The sequence below is a fragment of the Oceanicaulis sp. LC35 genome (assembly GCF_052055585.1).
Lineage (GTDB): Bacteria > Pseudomonadota > Alphaproteobacteria > Caulobacterales > Maricaulaceae > Oceanicaulis.
On the sequence record NZ_CP170485.1, the window covers coordinates 2,794,699 to 2,810,648 of the forward strand.

General features: G+C 64.4%; 13 protein-coding genes. 3 read left to right on the plus strand and 10 right to left on the minus strand.

Annotated elements, in window-relative coordinates; genetic code table 11:
• Positions 1-44 precede the first annotated feature (44 nt).
• From ACFELO_RS13175 to ACFELO_RS13185, 3 genes are all read right to left on the minus strand, one after another.
• On the minus strand, positions 45-938 hold the full coding sequence (locus ACFELO_RS13175; RefSeq protein ID WP_440958229.1) for a LysR family transcriptional regulator: 894 nt from the start codon (positions 936-938) through the stop codon (positions 45-47).
• A 214-nt stretch (positions 939-1,152) separates the two neighbouring features.
• Complete coding sequence (locus tag ACFELO_RS13180) at positions 1,153-1,623, minus strand: anthrone oxygenase family protein (RefSeq protein WP_440958230.1); 471 nt, start codon at positions 1,621-1,623, stop codon at positions 1,153-1,155.
• A gap of 9 nt (positions 1,624-1,632) precedes the next feature.
• Entirely contained in the window at positions 1,633-2,502 is an 870-nt protein-coding gene (locus ACFELO_RS13185; protein WP_440958231.1) for an NmrA family NAD(P)-binding protein, read from the minus strand.
• Between the two features lie 124 nt (positions 2,503-2,626).
• Between ACFELO_RS13185 and ACFELO_RS13190 the strand changes: the two genes are divergently transcribed.
• Both ACFELO_RS13190 and ACFELO_RS13195 read left to right on the plus strand, forming a co-directional pair.
• Positions 2,627-3,220 carry a TetR/AcrR family transcriptional regulator gene (locus ACFELO_RS13190; protein ID WP_440958232.1) on the plus strand — a complete coding sequence of 198 codons (594 nt, stop codon included), beginning with the start codon at positions 2,627-2,629 and terminating at the stop codon, positions 3,218-3,220.
• Positions 3,217-3,681 carry an N-acetyltransferase family protein gene (locus ACFELO_RS13195; protein ID WP_440958233.1) on the plus strand — a complete coding sequence of 155 codons (465 nt, stop codon included), beginning with the start codon at positions 3,217-3,219 and terminating at the stop codon, positions 3,679-3,681. The genes ACFELO_RS13190 and ACFELO_RS13195 overlap by 4 nt, the downstream gene beginning before the upstream one ends.
• Here ACFELO_RS13195 and ACFELO_RS13200 read toward each other — a convergent pair.
• The 5 genes from ACFELO_RS13200 to hutI form a co-directional block, all read right to left on the minus strand.
• Positions 3,670-5,025, minus strand: a complete 1,356-nt coding sequence (locus tag ACFELO_RS13200) for a dicarboxylate/amino acid:cation symporter (protein WP_440958234.1) — start codon at positions 5,023-5,025, stop codon at positions 3,670-3,672. The two genes, ACFELO_RS13195 and ACFELO_RS13200, sit on opposite strands and share 12 nt — an antisense overlap.
• 79 nt (positions 5,026-5,104) lie before the next feature.
• Positions 5,105-6,034 (minus strand): formimidoylglutamase, encoded by a 930-nt coding sequence (hutG, locus tag ACFELO_RS13205; RefSeq protein ID WP_440958235.1) that lies wholly within the window; start codon positions 6,032-6,034, stop codon positions 5,105-5,107.
• Between the two features lie 12 nt (positions 6,035-6,046).
• A complete protein-coding gene (gene hutU, locus ACFELO_RS13210) occupies positions 6,047-7,714 on the minus strand; it encodes a urocanate hydratase (RefSeq protein WP_440958236.1) in 1,668 nt (555 codons plus the stop codon).
• The gene (gene hutH, locus ACFELO_RS13215; protein ID WP_440958237.1) at positions 7,714-9,243 is read right to left on the minus strand and encodes a histidine ammonia-lyase; all 1,530 of its coding nucleotides are present in this window, start codon (positions 9,241-9,243) and stop codon (positions 7,714-7,716) included. The genes hutU and hutH overlap by 1 nt, the downstream gene beginning before the upstream one ends.
• A complete protein-coding gene (gene hutI / locus ACFELO_RS13220; protein WP_440958238.1) occupies positions 9,237-10,430 on the minus strand; it encodes an imidazolonepropionase in 1,194 nt (397 codons plus the stop codon). Before hutI ends, hutH begins: the two co-directional genes overlap by 7 nt.
• Positions 10,431-10,526: 96 nt before the next feature.
• On the opposite strand from hutI, the gene ACFELO_RS13225 reads away from it, so the two are divergent.
• A complete protein-coding gene (locus ACFELO_RS13225) occupies positions 10,527-11,219 on the plus strand; it encodes a GntR family transcriptional regulator (RefSeq protein ID WP_440958239.1) in 693 nt (230 codons plus the stop codon).
• 75 nt (positions 11,220-11,294) lie between these two features.
• Here the strand turns inward: ACFELO_RS13225 and ACFELO_RS13230 are convergent, their stop codons facing one another.
• Entirely contained in the window at positions 11,295-12,707 is a 1,413-nt protein-coding gene (locus ACFELO_RS13230) for an efflux transporter outer membrane subunit (protein ID WP_440958240.1), read from the minus strand.
• Positions 12,704-15,937, minus strand: a complete 3,234-nt coding sequence (locus ACFELO_RS13235; RefSeq protein WP_440958241.1) for an efflux RND transporter permease subunit — start codon at positions 15,935-15,937, stop codon at positions 12,704-12,706. The genes ACFELO_RS13230 and ACFELO_RS13235 overlap by 4 nt, the downstream gene beginning before the upstream one ends.
• Between the last annotated feature and the right edge of the window lie 13 nt (positions 15,938-15,950).

Genomic DNA, 15,950 nt, shown 5'->3' on the forward strand with positions numbered 1-15,950 from the left:
GCCAGTTTTTGAAATAATATTTTCGCCAAAAGAAACTATGAGCATCAGCCCGCCTGCTTGAAGGCGGCGCTGAGATGGTCCAGCAAGGCCCGGAGCTTTCGCGACATCTCGCGCTGTTCGGGATAGACCACATACAGGCCGCGCTCTGACCCGCGCCAGTCCGCAAGGACCTGCACCAGCGACCCGCTCTCAAGTTCCTGACGGACGTAGATATTGGGCAGGGAAGCGACACCCAGCCCCGCCAGCACTGCCGCCTTCACCGCCAGCGAGTTATTGACCCGGAAGCGCGTTCTGAGCTGAGCCTGCACCAGCTCATCGCCGCGTCGGAAACTGTAGAGAGTCTGGGGCTCGATGACGCCAGAGAAAACCAGCGCATCGTGGGCGTTCAGATCCTCGGGCCGGGTGATGGCGGGGTTACGCGCCAGATAGTCCGGGGTCGCGACCACCACATGGTTGATATCCATCAGCTTGCGGGCCTTCAGACTGGAATCGGGCAACACGCCGCCCCGGATCGCAGCGTCAAACCCCTCGCCCACCACATCCACCATGGCGTCGCTCATATGAAGGTCGAGGATGATTTCGGGATAGGCCTTGCAGAAGGACAGCAACGCTTCCTGGACCGCCACAAGCCCCAGCGACATGGGCGCGGAGACGCGTAACCGCCCCTGAGGGGTCGCGCTCTCGTTTCGCGCCTGCTCGTCCGCTTCGCGCAGGGAATCGAGCACATCCCCCACGCGCTGATAATAGGCCTGCCCCACATCAGTGAGGTGCAAGGAGCGCGTGGTGCGTACAATGAGCTGGGCGCCAAGCTGGGCTTCAAGCTCCTTGACCGCCTTGCTGACCGACGCGTTTGACAGCCCCAGATCACGCGCCGCAGCGCTGAAGCCATTGCGGTCCACGACCTTGCGAAAGATCTCAAGCGCGTTCAGCCGATCCATGCCGCCACCCCCGGTCCACCCATACGAATCCACTCTGGGGCAAGTCGACGGAGGGGGAAAGCAGGCGCTCTGCGGACAACTCGTTTAAAAGCGGGAACGATACAGCAGGACAGGACTGCAGGTCCCCGGCCTCACGGCCTTCCTGTTGCGCCGCCAGCAGGAACAGGCTCAGAAATGCTGGGGCCAGACACGGTCTCACATCGCTCTCCGGTCGTCAGATCAGGCGCGCAAACGCCAGTACGAACAGGCCAAAGGCCAGGATCGCTCCGACGCTACGAACATGGTTCCACAGCGTCCATACGCGTTGATACCGACCCCAGACCGAAGCCTCGCCGCCGGAGGCATCCAGCTGTTTGTTCAGGGGGACATTGCGGGCGGCGGTCAGGCCGAACACGAGGACGCCATAGACCCCCGCGCCCGCGCCGAACAGTCCGCGCACCTCATCGCTGACCCCGTGAGGGGCCCAGACCGCGAGGGTCGCCGCCACCGGCGTCGTCACCATGAAGCCGGTCAGAAAGAGCGAGCGATAGATCACCCGGTTGATCGAAATCATGGCGGCGGGGCCGGCGCCGTTTTCCGCCAGACGCAAGCCCCGCATGATGAAATCGGAGAAGGCGAGGAAGACGCCGGCCCCGAGCCCCGTCATCATGACGAGGCCCAGCGCAATCACCGTATAAAGGGTCATGGTCATCCCCTAGGCCGGCTCAGTGACTTTGAAAGCGCCCGCCGCGGCAGCCTTGCGCGCAAAGGTCTCAAAATCGGTCGGCTTGCGTCCGAGCGCCCGTTCAACGCCATCGCAAACCTGCGCGTTGCGACCGTCAAAGACCGTGCTGAACAGGTAATCCATCAGCCAGACCACCTCGCCCGGCGCACCCTCCGCCTTCAGCCCGTCGAGGAAATCCTTGTGCGGGATGGGGATGTAGGCGATCTCGCGCCCGGACGCCATTGACAGGATCGCCGCCAGCTCGGCGAAGCCCAGAAGGCGCGGGCCGGTGACTTCATAGATCTCACCCGCATGTCCCTCCCCGGTCAGCGCAGCAACCGCGACCTCGGCGATATCATCCACATCCACAAAGGGTTCGAGCACATCCGCGCCCGGCAGGGTGATCTGTCCGGTCTGCACCATCCCGGCGAAGCCGCCTTCGGAGAAGTTCTGATTGAACCAGCTGGCGCGCACCACGGTCGCTTCCAGACCACTCTTGAGGACAATCTGTTCGCAAGCCTGCGCTTCGGCTTCGCCACGCCCGGACAGAAGCACCAGACGTTTCACGCCTGCAGCCTGCGCCGCCTCGACAAAGCGGGTGATCAGCTCGACCGCGCCCGGCACCGCAAGATCCGGCGAGTAGGCGATGTAGACCGCTTTCACATCCTTGAGCACAGCCGCCCAGCCTTGCGGCGCATTCCAGTCAAACGGGATATCGGCGCGGCGCGACCCCAGCCGGATGTCATGACCTTGCCGGGCCAGCCGGGCCGCGACGCGACTGCCGGTCTTGCCACTGGCTCCGGTGACGAGAATGGGTGAGGTGCGCGTGAACGCGCGGCGAACGGAGGCAAAAATGCTCATCTCGGGCTCCTGACGCGTCACTTGACGCTGTGTAAAGTTTACACCATGACAAGTGTCGCTGACTTGACACGATGTCAAGTTCATTCGAGCCTGATCCGTATCAATCCCTATCAAGGAGCCCGGCATGGCGGACGCCTCGGTTACCAGCACCAAAATTCTCGACGCCTGCCGCGCCTTGCTGGAAAGCGATGCGGGCGCCGCCACGCGGATGAGCGATGTGGCCAAAGCCGCCGGCGTCAGCCGTCAGGCGGTCTATCTGCACTTCAAGACACGCGCGGAGCTTCTGATCGCCCTGACCCGGCATATTGATGAGGTCGAGCATGTGGATGAGCGGCTGATCGCCAGCCGCGCCGCGACCGGGCTGGACCGGCTGGACGCCTTTATTGACGCCTGGGGGGCGTATATCCCGGTGATCTATCCGGTGGGCCGCGCCCTGATGGCGATGGCGCCGTCTGACGAGGCCGCGCGGCTTGCCTGGGAGGATCGGATGAACGCCATGCGGCAGGGCTGCGAGGCGGCGGTGAACGCGCTTCAGACTGCACGCTTGCTGCGGGAGGGCGTCGGCAAACAACCTGCGACAGATATGTTGTGGACGCTATTGTCGGTGCGCAATTGGGAGAACCTGGTGCTTGAGTGCGGCTGGAATCAGAAGCGCTATATTCGTGACATCAAGGCGTTGAGCCGCGCGTATTTGTGCGCTGAGACCGTCGGCGGATGAGTATGTGCCAGCCCCGTTTCCGTCGCGCTGAGGCTCGCGATCTTGACGCCATCATCGCGCTATTGGCCGACGACCCGCTGGGCGCGATGCGCGAGCGCGTCAGCACGCCTACCGACCCCGCCTATGTGACAGCGTTCACCGCTATCGATACCGACCCCAACCAGCTTCTGGCCGTAGTGGAGGACGAGGACGGCGTTGCAGGCTGCCTGCAGATCAGCTTCATTCCCGGCCTGTCGCGGCTGGGCATGTGGCGCGGCCAGATTGAAAGCGTGCGTATCGCCAGCCGCCTTCGCGGCGCGGGGCTGGGGCGTCAGATGATCGAATGGGCGATTGAACAGTGTCGGGCGCTGGACTGCCAGCTGGTGCAGCTGACCTCTGACAAGAGCCGGACCGACGCTCTGCGCTTTTATGAAAGCCTTGGGTTCGTCGCCAGCCATGAAGGCTTCAAGCTAGCCTTGTGAAGGCGGGGGCTCGTTCTGCGGCACCGCCGCCAGCGGGTCCTGTTTCACATCCTCCAACCAGCGATCCATCACCACGCAGGCGGTCAGATCACCCGTGACGTTCACCGCCGTGCGGCACATGTCGAGAATCCGGTCGACGCCCAGCAAGATCGCCACGCCCGCCGCCGGAATGCCCATCCCCTGCAGGATGGTCGCCAGAATGATGATGCCAACGCCGGGCGTTGACGGGCTGCCAATGCTGGCGCCCACCACCGTGATCACCAGCAGCGCGAACTGGGCGGTGGTCACCTCCACGCCGAAGAGCTGGGCGATGAAGAGCGCCGCCACCACCTGATAGAGCGCTGTGCCATCCATATTCACCGTCGCGCCCAGCGGGATGACGAAGCGGGCGATCGGCGGGGCGATTTTCAGCCGGTCTTCGGCCACCCGCAGCGACAGCGGCATGGTCGCCGCCGAACTCGACGTGGAGAAGGCCAGCAATTGCGCCTCCACCACCTGGCCGGCGAAAGCGATCGGATTGCGCCGCCCCAGCACCAGAACAATCAGCCAGTACGCCACCAGCAGCGCGACCAGCCCCAGCAGCACGGACAGGATATAGGCCGAGAGCCCCACCAGCGCGTCAAAGCCCGCCCGGATGACAAAGTCCGTGATCAGCCCCAGTACGGCGAACGGCGCGAGCCGCATGGCCCAGCCGACAATCTTCATCGCGACTTCCTGCACGGTCTGAAGAAGGCGGCTCAGGGGTTCGGAGCGGTCCGGCCCGATGATCGACATCGCCACCCCGATAAACAGGGCATAGACCACAATCTGCAGCATGTTCCCCGTCAGCATGGCGTTGTCGATATTGGCGGGCACAAGATTGGCGATCTGGTCAGGGACCGACATCATCGCCGCAGGCGCTTCGGTCATCTGCGACCCGTCCACCGCCTCGGCGGTGAAATCAGCCCCGTCAATGAACTGGCCCGGCCTGATCGTGGTCGCCACCAGCGCGCCCAGCAGCACCGCCAGCGTGGTCGTGCCGACAAAATAGGGTGCGATCCTGAGACCGACCTTGCGCAGGAAGGCCGGGTCCCCTGCTGAAGTGAGCCCGAGAATGATCGAGGTGACCACCAGCGGGATCACCACCATCTGGATGACATTCAGAAACAACTGGCCCGGCAGGCGCAGCCATTCCGCCCATTGCTCGGCCGTGGCAGGGTCAAGGGAGAACGGGCCTTCGGTCTGTGGCGACAGCAAGAGCCCCAGTCCGACGCCCACCACCATCGCCACAAGGATTTGCGCCCACAAACGGGATTCGATGAGCCCGCTGATATCGCGGACCCGCAAATTGCGCCGGACATTCATGGGCGATCTCTTGATACTGGCCAGACGCCATAGAGCCGACAAGCGCGCAGCCTGACAAGAGGATCAGACCTGCGTCCGATCAGCTCATCAAAATCCGGCGCGCCAGAACGGCGGCGGTTTTCGCGGTCACCCCGTCCCGGTCATGAACCGGAGACAACTCCACAAGGTCCGCCAGCGCCAGCGGGGTTTTCAGGCTGGCCGAGGTCTTCAGCGCAAAGCTGACGATCTGCTCGATTGTGGAGAACGGCACGCCGCGCGCCGCGGGCGCGCTGACGCCCGGCGCCTGAAAATGGCTCATCACATCGATATCGATGGTGAGGTACAGAAAATCATTGCGTGCAATCAGATCGGTAATCGCCGGATAAGCCGCCAGCGGATCGGCGATCAGCTCGTGATCCCGGACCAGCCCCACGCCCCAGTCCTGCGCCCGTTTCATCAGGGCCTGGGTATTGGCCTCCTCGGCATAGCCCACGCACAGATAGTCAAAGCGATCCGGGTCCAGCGCGCGAATCTGCGCAAACGGCGTTCCGGACGACCCGCCCGCCTCGCCGGGCAGGCGCAGGTCAAGATGAGCGTCGAGATTGAGAATGCCGATGCGCGCCTTGGGGTGCGCCTTGCGCAAGCCCTTAAAGCTGGCGAAGGCGGTTTCATGCCCGCCGCCCAGCACCACCAACCGCTCATGCTCGGACAGGGCGTCACGAATAGCGTTCGCCAGCGTTTCCTGCCCCGCTTCCAGCGCATCCCCGTCCACCGCCACATCACCAAGGTCTGAAAACGCGAGCGCGTTTGCGGGCGCGGACAGGTTGGCGAGCGCCTGACGCAGGGCGGCGGGCCCTTCCTTGGCCCCTACGCGGCCCTTGTTGCGCTTCACCCCGGCGTCACACGCAAACCCGAGGACGGCGCGCCTGGCGCCCGGCTTCACCAGCTGATGCAGTCGGATCGCATCCGGCCCGTCTTCAGGGTCCATGCGGCCGGTCCAGTCCGGCGCCGGGGTAAGGGTGACGCTCATCTCAAACGCCTTCTAGAGGATGCCGGGCAAATTGAGCCCGTTCTCCCGCGCGCAGTCGAGGGCGATTTCGTATCCCGCGTCGGCGTGACGCATCACCCCCGTCGCAGGATCATTCCACAGCACATTGGCCAGACGCTTGTCTGCAGCTTCACTGCCGTCACAGCAGATCACCATGCCTGAGTGCTGGGAGAAGCCCATGCCGACCCCGCCGCCATGGTGCAGGCTGACCCAGGTGGCGCCGCTTGCGGTATTCAGAAGCGCGTTCAGAAGCGGCCAGTCCGACACCGCGTCAGAGCCGTCTTTCATCGCTTCGGTTTCCCGGTTGGGCGAGGCGACGGAGCCTGAATCAAGATGGTCGCGGCCAATCACCACCGGCGCTTTCAGCTCGCCATTGCGGACCATTTCGTTGAAAGCGAGGCCCAGGCGATGGCGCTGGCCCAGCCCAACCCAGCAGATGCGCGCGGGCAGGCCCTGAAAGCTGATGCGCTCGCGCGCCATATCCAGCCATTGGTGAAGATGGGGATCATCCGGGATCAGCTCCTTCACCTTGGCGTCGGTCTTGTAGATGTCCTCAGGATCACCGGACAGCGCCGCCCAGCGGAACGGACCCACGCCGCGACAGAAGAGCGGGCGAATGTAGGCGGGCACGAAGCCGGGGAAATCAAAGGCGTTCTTCACGCCCTCTTCCAGCGCCACCTGACGGATATTATTGCCGTAATCAAGCGTGGGCACGCCGTCGGCATAAAAGGCCAGCATGGCTTCCACATGGGTTTTCATGCTGGCGCGGGCGGCGGCCTCGACCTTTTTGGGATCGCGTTCACGCGCATCGCGCCAGTCCGCCACGCTCCAGCCCGCCGGCAGATAGCCATTGATCGGGTCATGGGCGCTGGTCTGGTCGGTCAGCATGTCCGGGCGCACGCCGCGCTTGTACAATTCTGGCAGGATTTCGGCGGCATTGCCCAGAAGTCCCACGGACTTGGCTTCGCCCACCTTCGTCCAGCGCTCGATCATCGCAAGCGCCTCGTCCACCGAGGTCGCCTTCTCGTCCACATAGCCGGTGCGCAGGCGGAAATCGATACGGGTCTCGTCACACTCGATCGCCAGACAGCACGCGCCCGCCATCACAGCGGCCAGCGGCTGGGCGCCGCCCATGCCGCCAAGCCCCGCGGTCAGAATCCAGCGGCCCTTGAGATCGCCCTCATAATGCTGGCGCCCCGCCTCGACGAAGGTTTCGTACGTCCCCTGAACAATGCCCTGGGTGCCGATATAGATCCACGAGCCCGCCGTCATCTGGCCGTACATGGCCAGACCCTTCTTATCGAGTTCGTTGAAATGGTCCCAATTGGCCCAGTGCGGCACCAGATTGGAGTTGGCGATCAGCACGCGCGGCGCGTTCTCATGGGTGCGGAACACCCCGACCGGCTTGCCCGACTGAACCAACAAGGTTTCGTCTTCGTTCAGCGCCTTGAGGCTCTCGACGATCTTGTCAAAGCTGTTCCAGTCACGCGCGGCGCGACCAATCCCGCCATAAACCACAAGCTCATCGGGGTTCTCGGCCACGTCCGGGTGCAAATTGTTCATCAGCATACGGAGCGGCGCTTCGGTGAGCCAGGATTTGGCGTTCAGCGCGGTCCCCGTCGGCGGGCGGACTTCGCGGGCGTTCTGGCGACGATCAGTCATCACAGGCTCTCCATATCAGAGGCGCTCACCCCGGCGGCGGCCAGGATCTGCGGGCCGCGCACCAGACGGGCTGCGGCTTCCAGATCGGGGGCGAGATAGCGGTCTTGCAAAAGCGGTTTGATCTCGGCGCTGAACACGTCGAGCACGGCGCGCAGTGGTGCGCTGGTTTCAAGCGGCGCGCGGAAACGCACGCCCTCGGCGGCGCAGAACAGCTCGATGCCGAGAATATGATAGAGGTTCGCCGTCATCCGCATCAGGCGGCGCGCGCCATGGGCGGCCATGCTGACATGGTCTTCCTGATTGGCCGAAGTGGGCGTTGAATCGGTCGAGCACGGATTGGCGAGGTGCTTGTTCTCGCTCATCAGCGCGGCGCTGGTCACTTCCGCGATCATGAGGCCCGAATTGAGGCCCGGATCAGCGGCCAGGAAGGGCGGCAGGTCGAAGCTGAGTGTGGGATCGACCAGAAGCGCGATGCGCCTTTGAGCGATGGCGCCGATTTCCGACACCGCAAGCGCGATCATGTCGGCGGCGAACGCTACCGGCTCGGCGTGGAAATTGCCGCCCGAGACAATCACGCCCTCATCCGCCAGCACCAGCGGATTGTCCGTCGCGGCATTGGCTTCGCGTTCGAGCATACGGGCGGCGTTGTCCAGCATGTCCATGGCTGCGCCGACGACCTGGGGCTGGCAGCGCATGCAGTACGGGTCCTGAACGCGCGGATCATCGGTGCGGTGCGATTGCCGGATTTCGCTGTCTTCCAAAAGGCCCCGCATCACCCTTGCCGCCGTGATCTGCCCCGGCTGACCGCGCAGGGTATGGATCTCTTCCAGCAAGGGCGCGGTGGAGGCCATCGCCGCATCCATGCTGAGCGAACAGGTCACAAGCGCGGTGCGGGCGGCGTGTTGCGCCTCAAACAGGCCCGCCAGTGCATAGGCGGTGGAGAACTGGGTGCCATTGATCAGCGCCAGTCCTTCCTTGGGCCCCAGCACCACCGGGGTCAGCCCGGCCTTTGAAAGCGCCTCGGCGCCGGACAGCACCTCGCCACGACAGCGCGCCTGCCCTTCACCGATCATCACGGCGGCCATGTGCGCCAGCGGCGCCAGATCACCCGATGCGCCGACCGAGCCTTGCGCGGGCACCACCGGCAGGACACCCCTGGCCAGCATGGCCTCCAGAAGATCAATCAGGTCTTCGCGCACGCCCGACGCGCCCCGCCCCAGCGAGATCAGTTTCAGGCTGATCATCAGGCGGACAATGGCTTCAGGCGTCTCTTCCCCCACCCCGCAGCAATGAGACAGGATCAGATTGCGTTGCAGCGCGGCGGTGTCATCGGGCGCAATGCGGATCGAGGCGAGCTTGCCGAAGCCGGTATTGACGCCATAGACGGCGTCCGCGCCGCGCGCAGCGGCTTTCACCGCTTCCGCCGAGCGGCGCACGCCAGCCCGGGCGGCGGGATCTAGGCGGATATCGCCGCCCTGCCGCCAGATATGTTCAAGTTCGGTGAGTGTGACAGAACCGGGCGTCAGCACGCTTGGCCTCCCAGATAACGGGCATGAAGCGGGGCGTCGCCCATGCGATAGGTGAGTTCAGCAGGATCGGTGACATCCCAGATGGCGAGATCCGCAAGGCAGCCTGCGCCTAGACGCCCCAGATCGTCCCGCGCCAGCGCTTTGGCAGCGTTCACGGTCACGCCTCTGAGCGCTTCTTCCGGGGTCAGGCCGAAGAAGGTCGCGCTCATATTCATCGCCAGCAGAAGCGAGGTCATGGGCGAGGAGCCGGGATTGGAATCGGTCGACACCGCCATGGGCACGCCCGCGCGGCGGAAGCCCTCGATGGGCGGTTTGCGGGTTTCTTTCAGGAAATAGAACGCGCCCGGCAACATCACCGCAACGCTGCCCGCTTTCGCCAGCGCGTCGATATCGGCGTCGGAAATGTATTCCAGATGCTCGACCGATTTCGCGCCATAGCGCGCCGCCAGCGCCGCCCCGCCCTGATCAGACAGCTGTTCGGCGTGCAGCTTCACCGGCAAGCCCAGCTCGACGGCCACGTCAAAAACGCGCGCGATCTGGGCGGGGGTGAAGGCGATGGACTCACAAAACCCGTCCACCATGTCCACAAGCCCTTCAGAAGCGGCCTCTTTCAGGGTGGGGATGCAAACCGTGTCGATATAGGCGTCCGCCTCCATCCCTTTGGGAATAGCGTGCGCGCCCAGAAAGCTTGTCACCACGCGGACCTTACGCAGCTGACCCAGACGCCGCGCTACGCGCAATTGCTTGAGCTCGGTCTCGCGATCGAGGCCATAGCCGGACTTGATCTCGACCGTGGTGACCCCGTCCGCGATCAGACGGTCGAGGCGCATCAACGCCTGCTCGACCAGAGCGTCCTCACTGGCGGCGCGTGTGGCGGCGACGGTGGAGACGATGCCGCCGCCCGCTTTTGCAATATCGGCATAGCTGGCGCCGGACTGGCGCATCTCGAACTCACGCGCCCGACTGCCGCCATACACGAGATGGGTATGGCAATCGATCAGGCCCGGCGTAACCAGCCGTCCACCCAGCGAGACCGGTTCGAGCGTCTTGAAGCGCTCGGGCAGCTCAGCCTGCGGCCCGGCATAGGCGATCTGATCGCCGTCAATCACCAGCGCAGCCGCATCAATACGGCCATAGGGCGCAGGGGCGTCAAACCCTGCCAGGACAAGATCGGTCAGCAATATCATGAGTCGCTCATTCGCAGCTTCAATATGTCTATACATATAAGATCGGCTGTTCAAGACGGGCTTTGCTGAAACGCGAACCAGTCTTAAAAAGGCGCCATGCACCCTTACGAATCCATCCGCACAGAGATGTTGCGCCGTATCAATGACCAGAGCTGGCCGGCCGGTTTCACCCTGCCGCGCGAAGAGGATCTGGCCGACGAATTTGGCGTGGCGCGCGGCACGATCCGGCGCGCCCTCGCCAGCCTGTCAGAGGCCGGACTGATCGAGCGCAAGCGCCGGGCGGGCACGCGGGTGGTGGATCGCCGGGCCCATAGCTCGACCCTGACCATTCCCATCGTGCGTCATGAGATCGAAGCGCGCGGCGGCCAGTACGGCTATCAGCTGATCTGCGTGGACGAAGAAGCGGTCTCCCCGCTCGATCCGTCTGTGTTTGAAGGCGCGCCGCTGCGGCATGTGCGCTGCCTGCATCTGAGCGACGGCAAGCCGTTCCAGCTTGAAGACCGTCTGATCAATCTGGACGCCGTGCCCGAGGCCGCAGACGAGAGCTTCAAGGCGATCAGCCCGAATGAATGGCTGGTGCAGCGCGCGCCCTATTCCTTCATCCGCACCGCGCTACGCGCGGAGCTGGCTCACCCGATTGATCAGGAGCATCTGGGCGTGGAGCCCGGCGCGCCGGTTTTTGTCATCGAGCGCCAGACCCGCTTCCGCGATGCGCCGCTGACGGCGGTGCGCCTGTCAAACCGGGCGGACGAGTTCGAGATCGTCACCGAATCCGGCGACCTCGTCTGACCCCTGAAATAGCGAAGGCCGCGCAAATGGGGGGACATCCAGCGCGGCCTTCAACACGTTTCCAGAACTTCGGGATTATTGGTCGCCGGTTTCAGTCCAGCGACCACCCAGAGCCATGAAAACGTCCACTTCGGAACTGGCCGCCGCCGCATCGGAACTGGCGAGCGCCGTTTCCGCGTTGGCGAGGGTGCGTTCCGCATCCAGAACCGCGATATAGCTTTCCGAACCGGCCTGATACCGGATCCGGGCGAGCCGGGCGGCTTCCGCCGCCGCATCACGGGCCACTTCCAGAGACTGGCGACGTTGACGCTCTGCGGCGAACACCGTCAGGGCCGTCTCGGTTTCCTGCAGCGCTTCCAGCACCGTCTGGTCAAAGCCCGCCAGCGCGAACTGCGCCCCGGCTTCCGCCTGACGCATGCGCGCCCGGGCTGCAGACTGGTTGGGGAAGCTCCACGAGATGAGCGGGCCAAGTGAGATCGACAGGCTGTCCTCGTCACCCACATCGCCCAGATCAAAGGCGGTCGAGCTGATCGATCCTCCCAGCGTCACAGACGGGTAGAGCTGGGCGACGGAGACGCCGACACGGGCCGAGGCCGCCGCGAGGCGCGCTTCGGCTTCGCGCACGTCCGGACGGCGCGCCAGAAGGCTCGAGACATCACCAATGGCGATCGCCCCTTCAAGGCGCGGCGCCGCCTCGCAGGCCGGGATCACGGCGCGCATTTCCGACGGGGTGCGGCCGGTCAGGGTCGCAAGGCGGAAGACCGCAGAATCCCGCGAAGCCCGCAGGGAAGGCAGCTCGGCGCGGCTGGTTTCCAGCCGGCTCTGCGCCTGCACCACATCCAGGCGCAAGCCGCGACCTGCATCATAAAGACGCTCGGTCAGGTCCAGCGACTGTTCGGCGAGGGCCACATTGTTCTCGCCCACGCTGACCAGACGCGTCCCGGCGCAATAATCCGCCCAGGCGCGCGCGGTTTCGCCGGCCACCAGAATGGCGGCGGCGTCATGGGCGGCTTCAGCCGCCACGACATCCTGACGCGCAGCGCGGATGGCGTTGCGGACCCGACCGAACAGATCGACCTGCCAGCTGGTGGAGAAGCCGGCGCCGTATTGCTCGCCATCATAGCCGCCCTGGGAAAGCGGTTGCTCCACATAGCCGCCTTGCGCCGACAACTCGGTCGACGGCAGGCGCGCAGAGCGCGCTTCGCCCAGGCTGGCGCGCACCTGCGCCAGCGAGGCCTCGGCCTGCGCCAGAGAATTGTTGTTCTCCAGCGCGTCCGTGATCAGGCCATCGAGCGCGGGGCTGTCATAGAGCCGCCACCACATCGGGTCGGGCTGGGCTTGGGTGAACGGCCCGGCGTCAGACGCCGAGACCAGCTCGCCGCCCAAACGCCCGTCGAGCGTTGAATCCGACAGATCCGGGCTGGTGGTGGCGCACGCGGTCAGGACCAGCGTGCTCGCCATCATGAGGGTCAGAGATTTCAAGGTCATGCGCGACCTCCTTCCTCATCGGCGTTTTCCGCGCCGTGGTCTTCTTCAGACAGCCAGTATTCGGGGTCGGTAGGACCGCTGGGCCCCTGGGGCATAAGCCCGGAGAGCCAGCGACCGACCACATAGAAGACCGGCGTGAACAGCAGGCCGAACACGGTCACCCCGATCATGCCGGAGAACACCGCGATGCCGAGCGCCTCACGCATTTCCGAGCCCGCCCCGTGCGAGAACGCCAGAGGCGTCACGCCGAAGATGAAGGCGAAGGAGGTCATGAGGATCGGGCGCAAGCGCACACGGGCGCCGGCGACCGCCGCCTCTTGCGGGCCATTGTGATCGCGGTCTTCCGCCTGCTTGGCGAATTCCACGAGCAGAATGGCGTTCTTGGCCGCAAGTGCGATCAGCACCACCAGACCGACCTGGGTGAGGATGTTGTTGTCCGACCCGGCCAGATTGACCCCGATCATCGCCGCCAGCACACACATCGGCACGATGAAGATCACCGCCCAGGGCAGGGTGAAGGCTTCATACTGAGCCGCCAGCACCAGGAAGACGAAGACCACGGCGAGGCCGAAGATCATCAGGCCTGAATTGCCCGCCGCCTTCTGCTGGTAAGCCAGCTCGGTCCATTCATAGCTGACCCCGGCGGGCAGGATCTGATCGGCCATCGCTTCCATGGACGCTAGCGCCTGACCGGTCGACACGCCCGGCGCCGCCTGTCCCTGCAGTTCGATGGACGGGAACAGATTGTGACGCACCACGCGCACAGGTCCGGAGTTCTCCTGGATCTGGGCGATCGCGGAAATCGGCACCATGCCGCCTGACGCCGACCGCACCCGAAGCTGAGCCAGATCGGAAACATCATTGCGGAACTCGGCATCCGCCTGCGCCATCACCCGGAAGGTCCGGCCCACGAAGTTGAAGTCATTCACATAGGTCGAGCCCATGTAAGCGCCCAGCGTCTCGTAGACATCGGCAGGCTGAACACCGAGCTGGAAGGCCAGCTCGCGATCCACATTCACATCAATGCGCGGCGCGTTGGTGTTGAAGGTGGTGTAGACCTGCGTGACGTTCGGGTTCTGCTGCGCCGCGCCCATCATCGCGAAAGTCGCGTTCTGAAGCTCGGCATAGCTTTGGCCTTCACGGCCCTGGATCATCATCTTGAAGCCGCCGCCATTGCCCAGACCCTGGACCGCCGGAGGCGCGATGATGAAGGCGCCGCCTTCAGGAAGGGCCATGTTGATCGCGCCCGTCAGCTGCTGGCTGAGCTGGACTGCAGACATGCCCGGATGGTGCTCCCGCTCTTCAAACGGATCGAGCCGGATGAAGATGGTGCCGGCGTTGGACGCCGCCGAGAAGCTGGCCCCGTCCAGACCCACGATCGCAGCCGTGGTGCTGACCCCGTCCGTGCTCAGAAGCACGTCCTGAGCCGCCGCCATCACAGCGTCGGTCCGCGCCAGAGACGCGCCCGGAGGCAGCTGGATGACGCCGATCAGGAAGCCCTGATCCTGCTCGGGAATGAAGCCCGTAGGCGTGTCGGTCAGACGCCAGCCCGTCAGAGCCAGAAGACCTGCATAGGCGATCAGCATGACGGTGACGAGACGCACCAGACGCCCGGTCAGGCGACCATAGCGATCCGACAGCCAGTCAAAGCCGGCGTTGAACTTGTTGGCGGCGAAGCTCAGCGGCGCCAGCCAGCGCGGACCATGATCGCCTTCCTTGTGAGGCTTGAGGATCAGCGCGGACAGCGCAGGAGACAGGGTGAGCGAGATGATCAGCGAGATCACCGCCGAGGTCGCCACAGCCACCGCGAACTGACGATAGAAGATGCCCGGAATGCCCGGAACCAGCGCGGTCGGCACGAATACTGACACCAGCACCAGCGTCATGGCGATCAGCGCGCCGCTGACTTCCTTCATGGACTGGTGGGCCGCCTTGCGGGGCGACATGCCCTCCCGCATCAGACGCTCGACGTTTTCCACCACGATGATGGCGTCATCGACCACGATGCCCACGGCGAGCACCAGCGCGAACAGAGATAGCGAGTTGATCGAGAAGCCCAGCGCCAGCTGCACGGCGAACACGCCGATGATGGAGACCGGGATCGCCACGATCGGGATCACCGCCGCACGCCAGTTCTGCAGGAAGATCACGATGACCAGCACGACCAGGAAGACGGCTTCGATCAGCGTGCGCTGCACGGCGGACACAGAGGCTTCCACGAACTCGGTCGGGTTGTAGGGGATGAAATAGTCCATGCCCTCGGGGAAGTCGGCGGAGGCTTCTTCCAGAGCATTCAGAGCCGCGGTCGCGGCGTCGAGCGCGTTTGCGCCCGGCTGCTGGATAATGGCCATGGCCACGCCCGGATCACCGCCGAAATAGCCCTTGATGGAATAGTCTTCCTCGGACAATTCGATCCGCGCCACTTCACGCAGATGGGTCAGCTGGCCGTTGTCGCCGCGCTTGACGATGACATTGCCAAACTCCTCCACGCTCATCAGACGGCCCTGAACGGAAATCGCCTGCTGGAATTCGGCCGGATTGTTCTCGTCAAACGGAGGCTGGCCCAGCGAGCCGCCCGCCGCCTGGATGTTCTGGCTTTGCAGGGCCGCCACAACATCCCCTGCGGTCATGTCATGGGCCGCGGCGCGCTCGGGATCGATCCAAACGCGCATGGCATAGTTGCCGCCGCCGAAGATCTGGACGTTCGAAATGCCTTCCAGACGCAGCAGACGATCTCGCAGAGAGGTGTTAGCGTAGTTGCCCAGGAAGGTCGTATCGAGAGACTCATCGGGAGAAATCAGCGCCGCGATCAGCAGGAAGCCCTGTGATTGCTGGTTCACCTGCACGCCGCGCAGACGGACCTGTTCGGGCAGGCGCGGTTCGGCGCGGTTCACCCGGTTCTGGACAAGCACCTGTGCGGTGTCGAGGTCCGTGCCCGGACGGAAGGTGACCGTCAGGGCCACCTGGCCGGAGGCCGTGGCCGAGGAGGTCATGTAGAGCATGTCCTCGACGCCGTTGATCTCCTGCTCCAGAGGCGCAGCGACCTGTTCGGCGAGGTCTTCGGAGGTCGCGCCCGGATAGCTCGCCTGCACCTCGATCGTGGGCGGGGCGATTTCAGGATATTGCGAAAGCGGCAGCGACGGATACGCGAACAGGCCGATCAGGGTGATGAACACCGCGATCACCAGCGAGAAGATCGGTCGCTGAATGAAGAAATGTGAAAGGCGCATGTGCGGTCTTTCC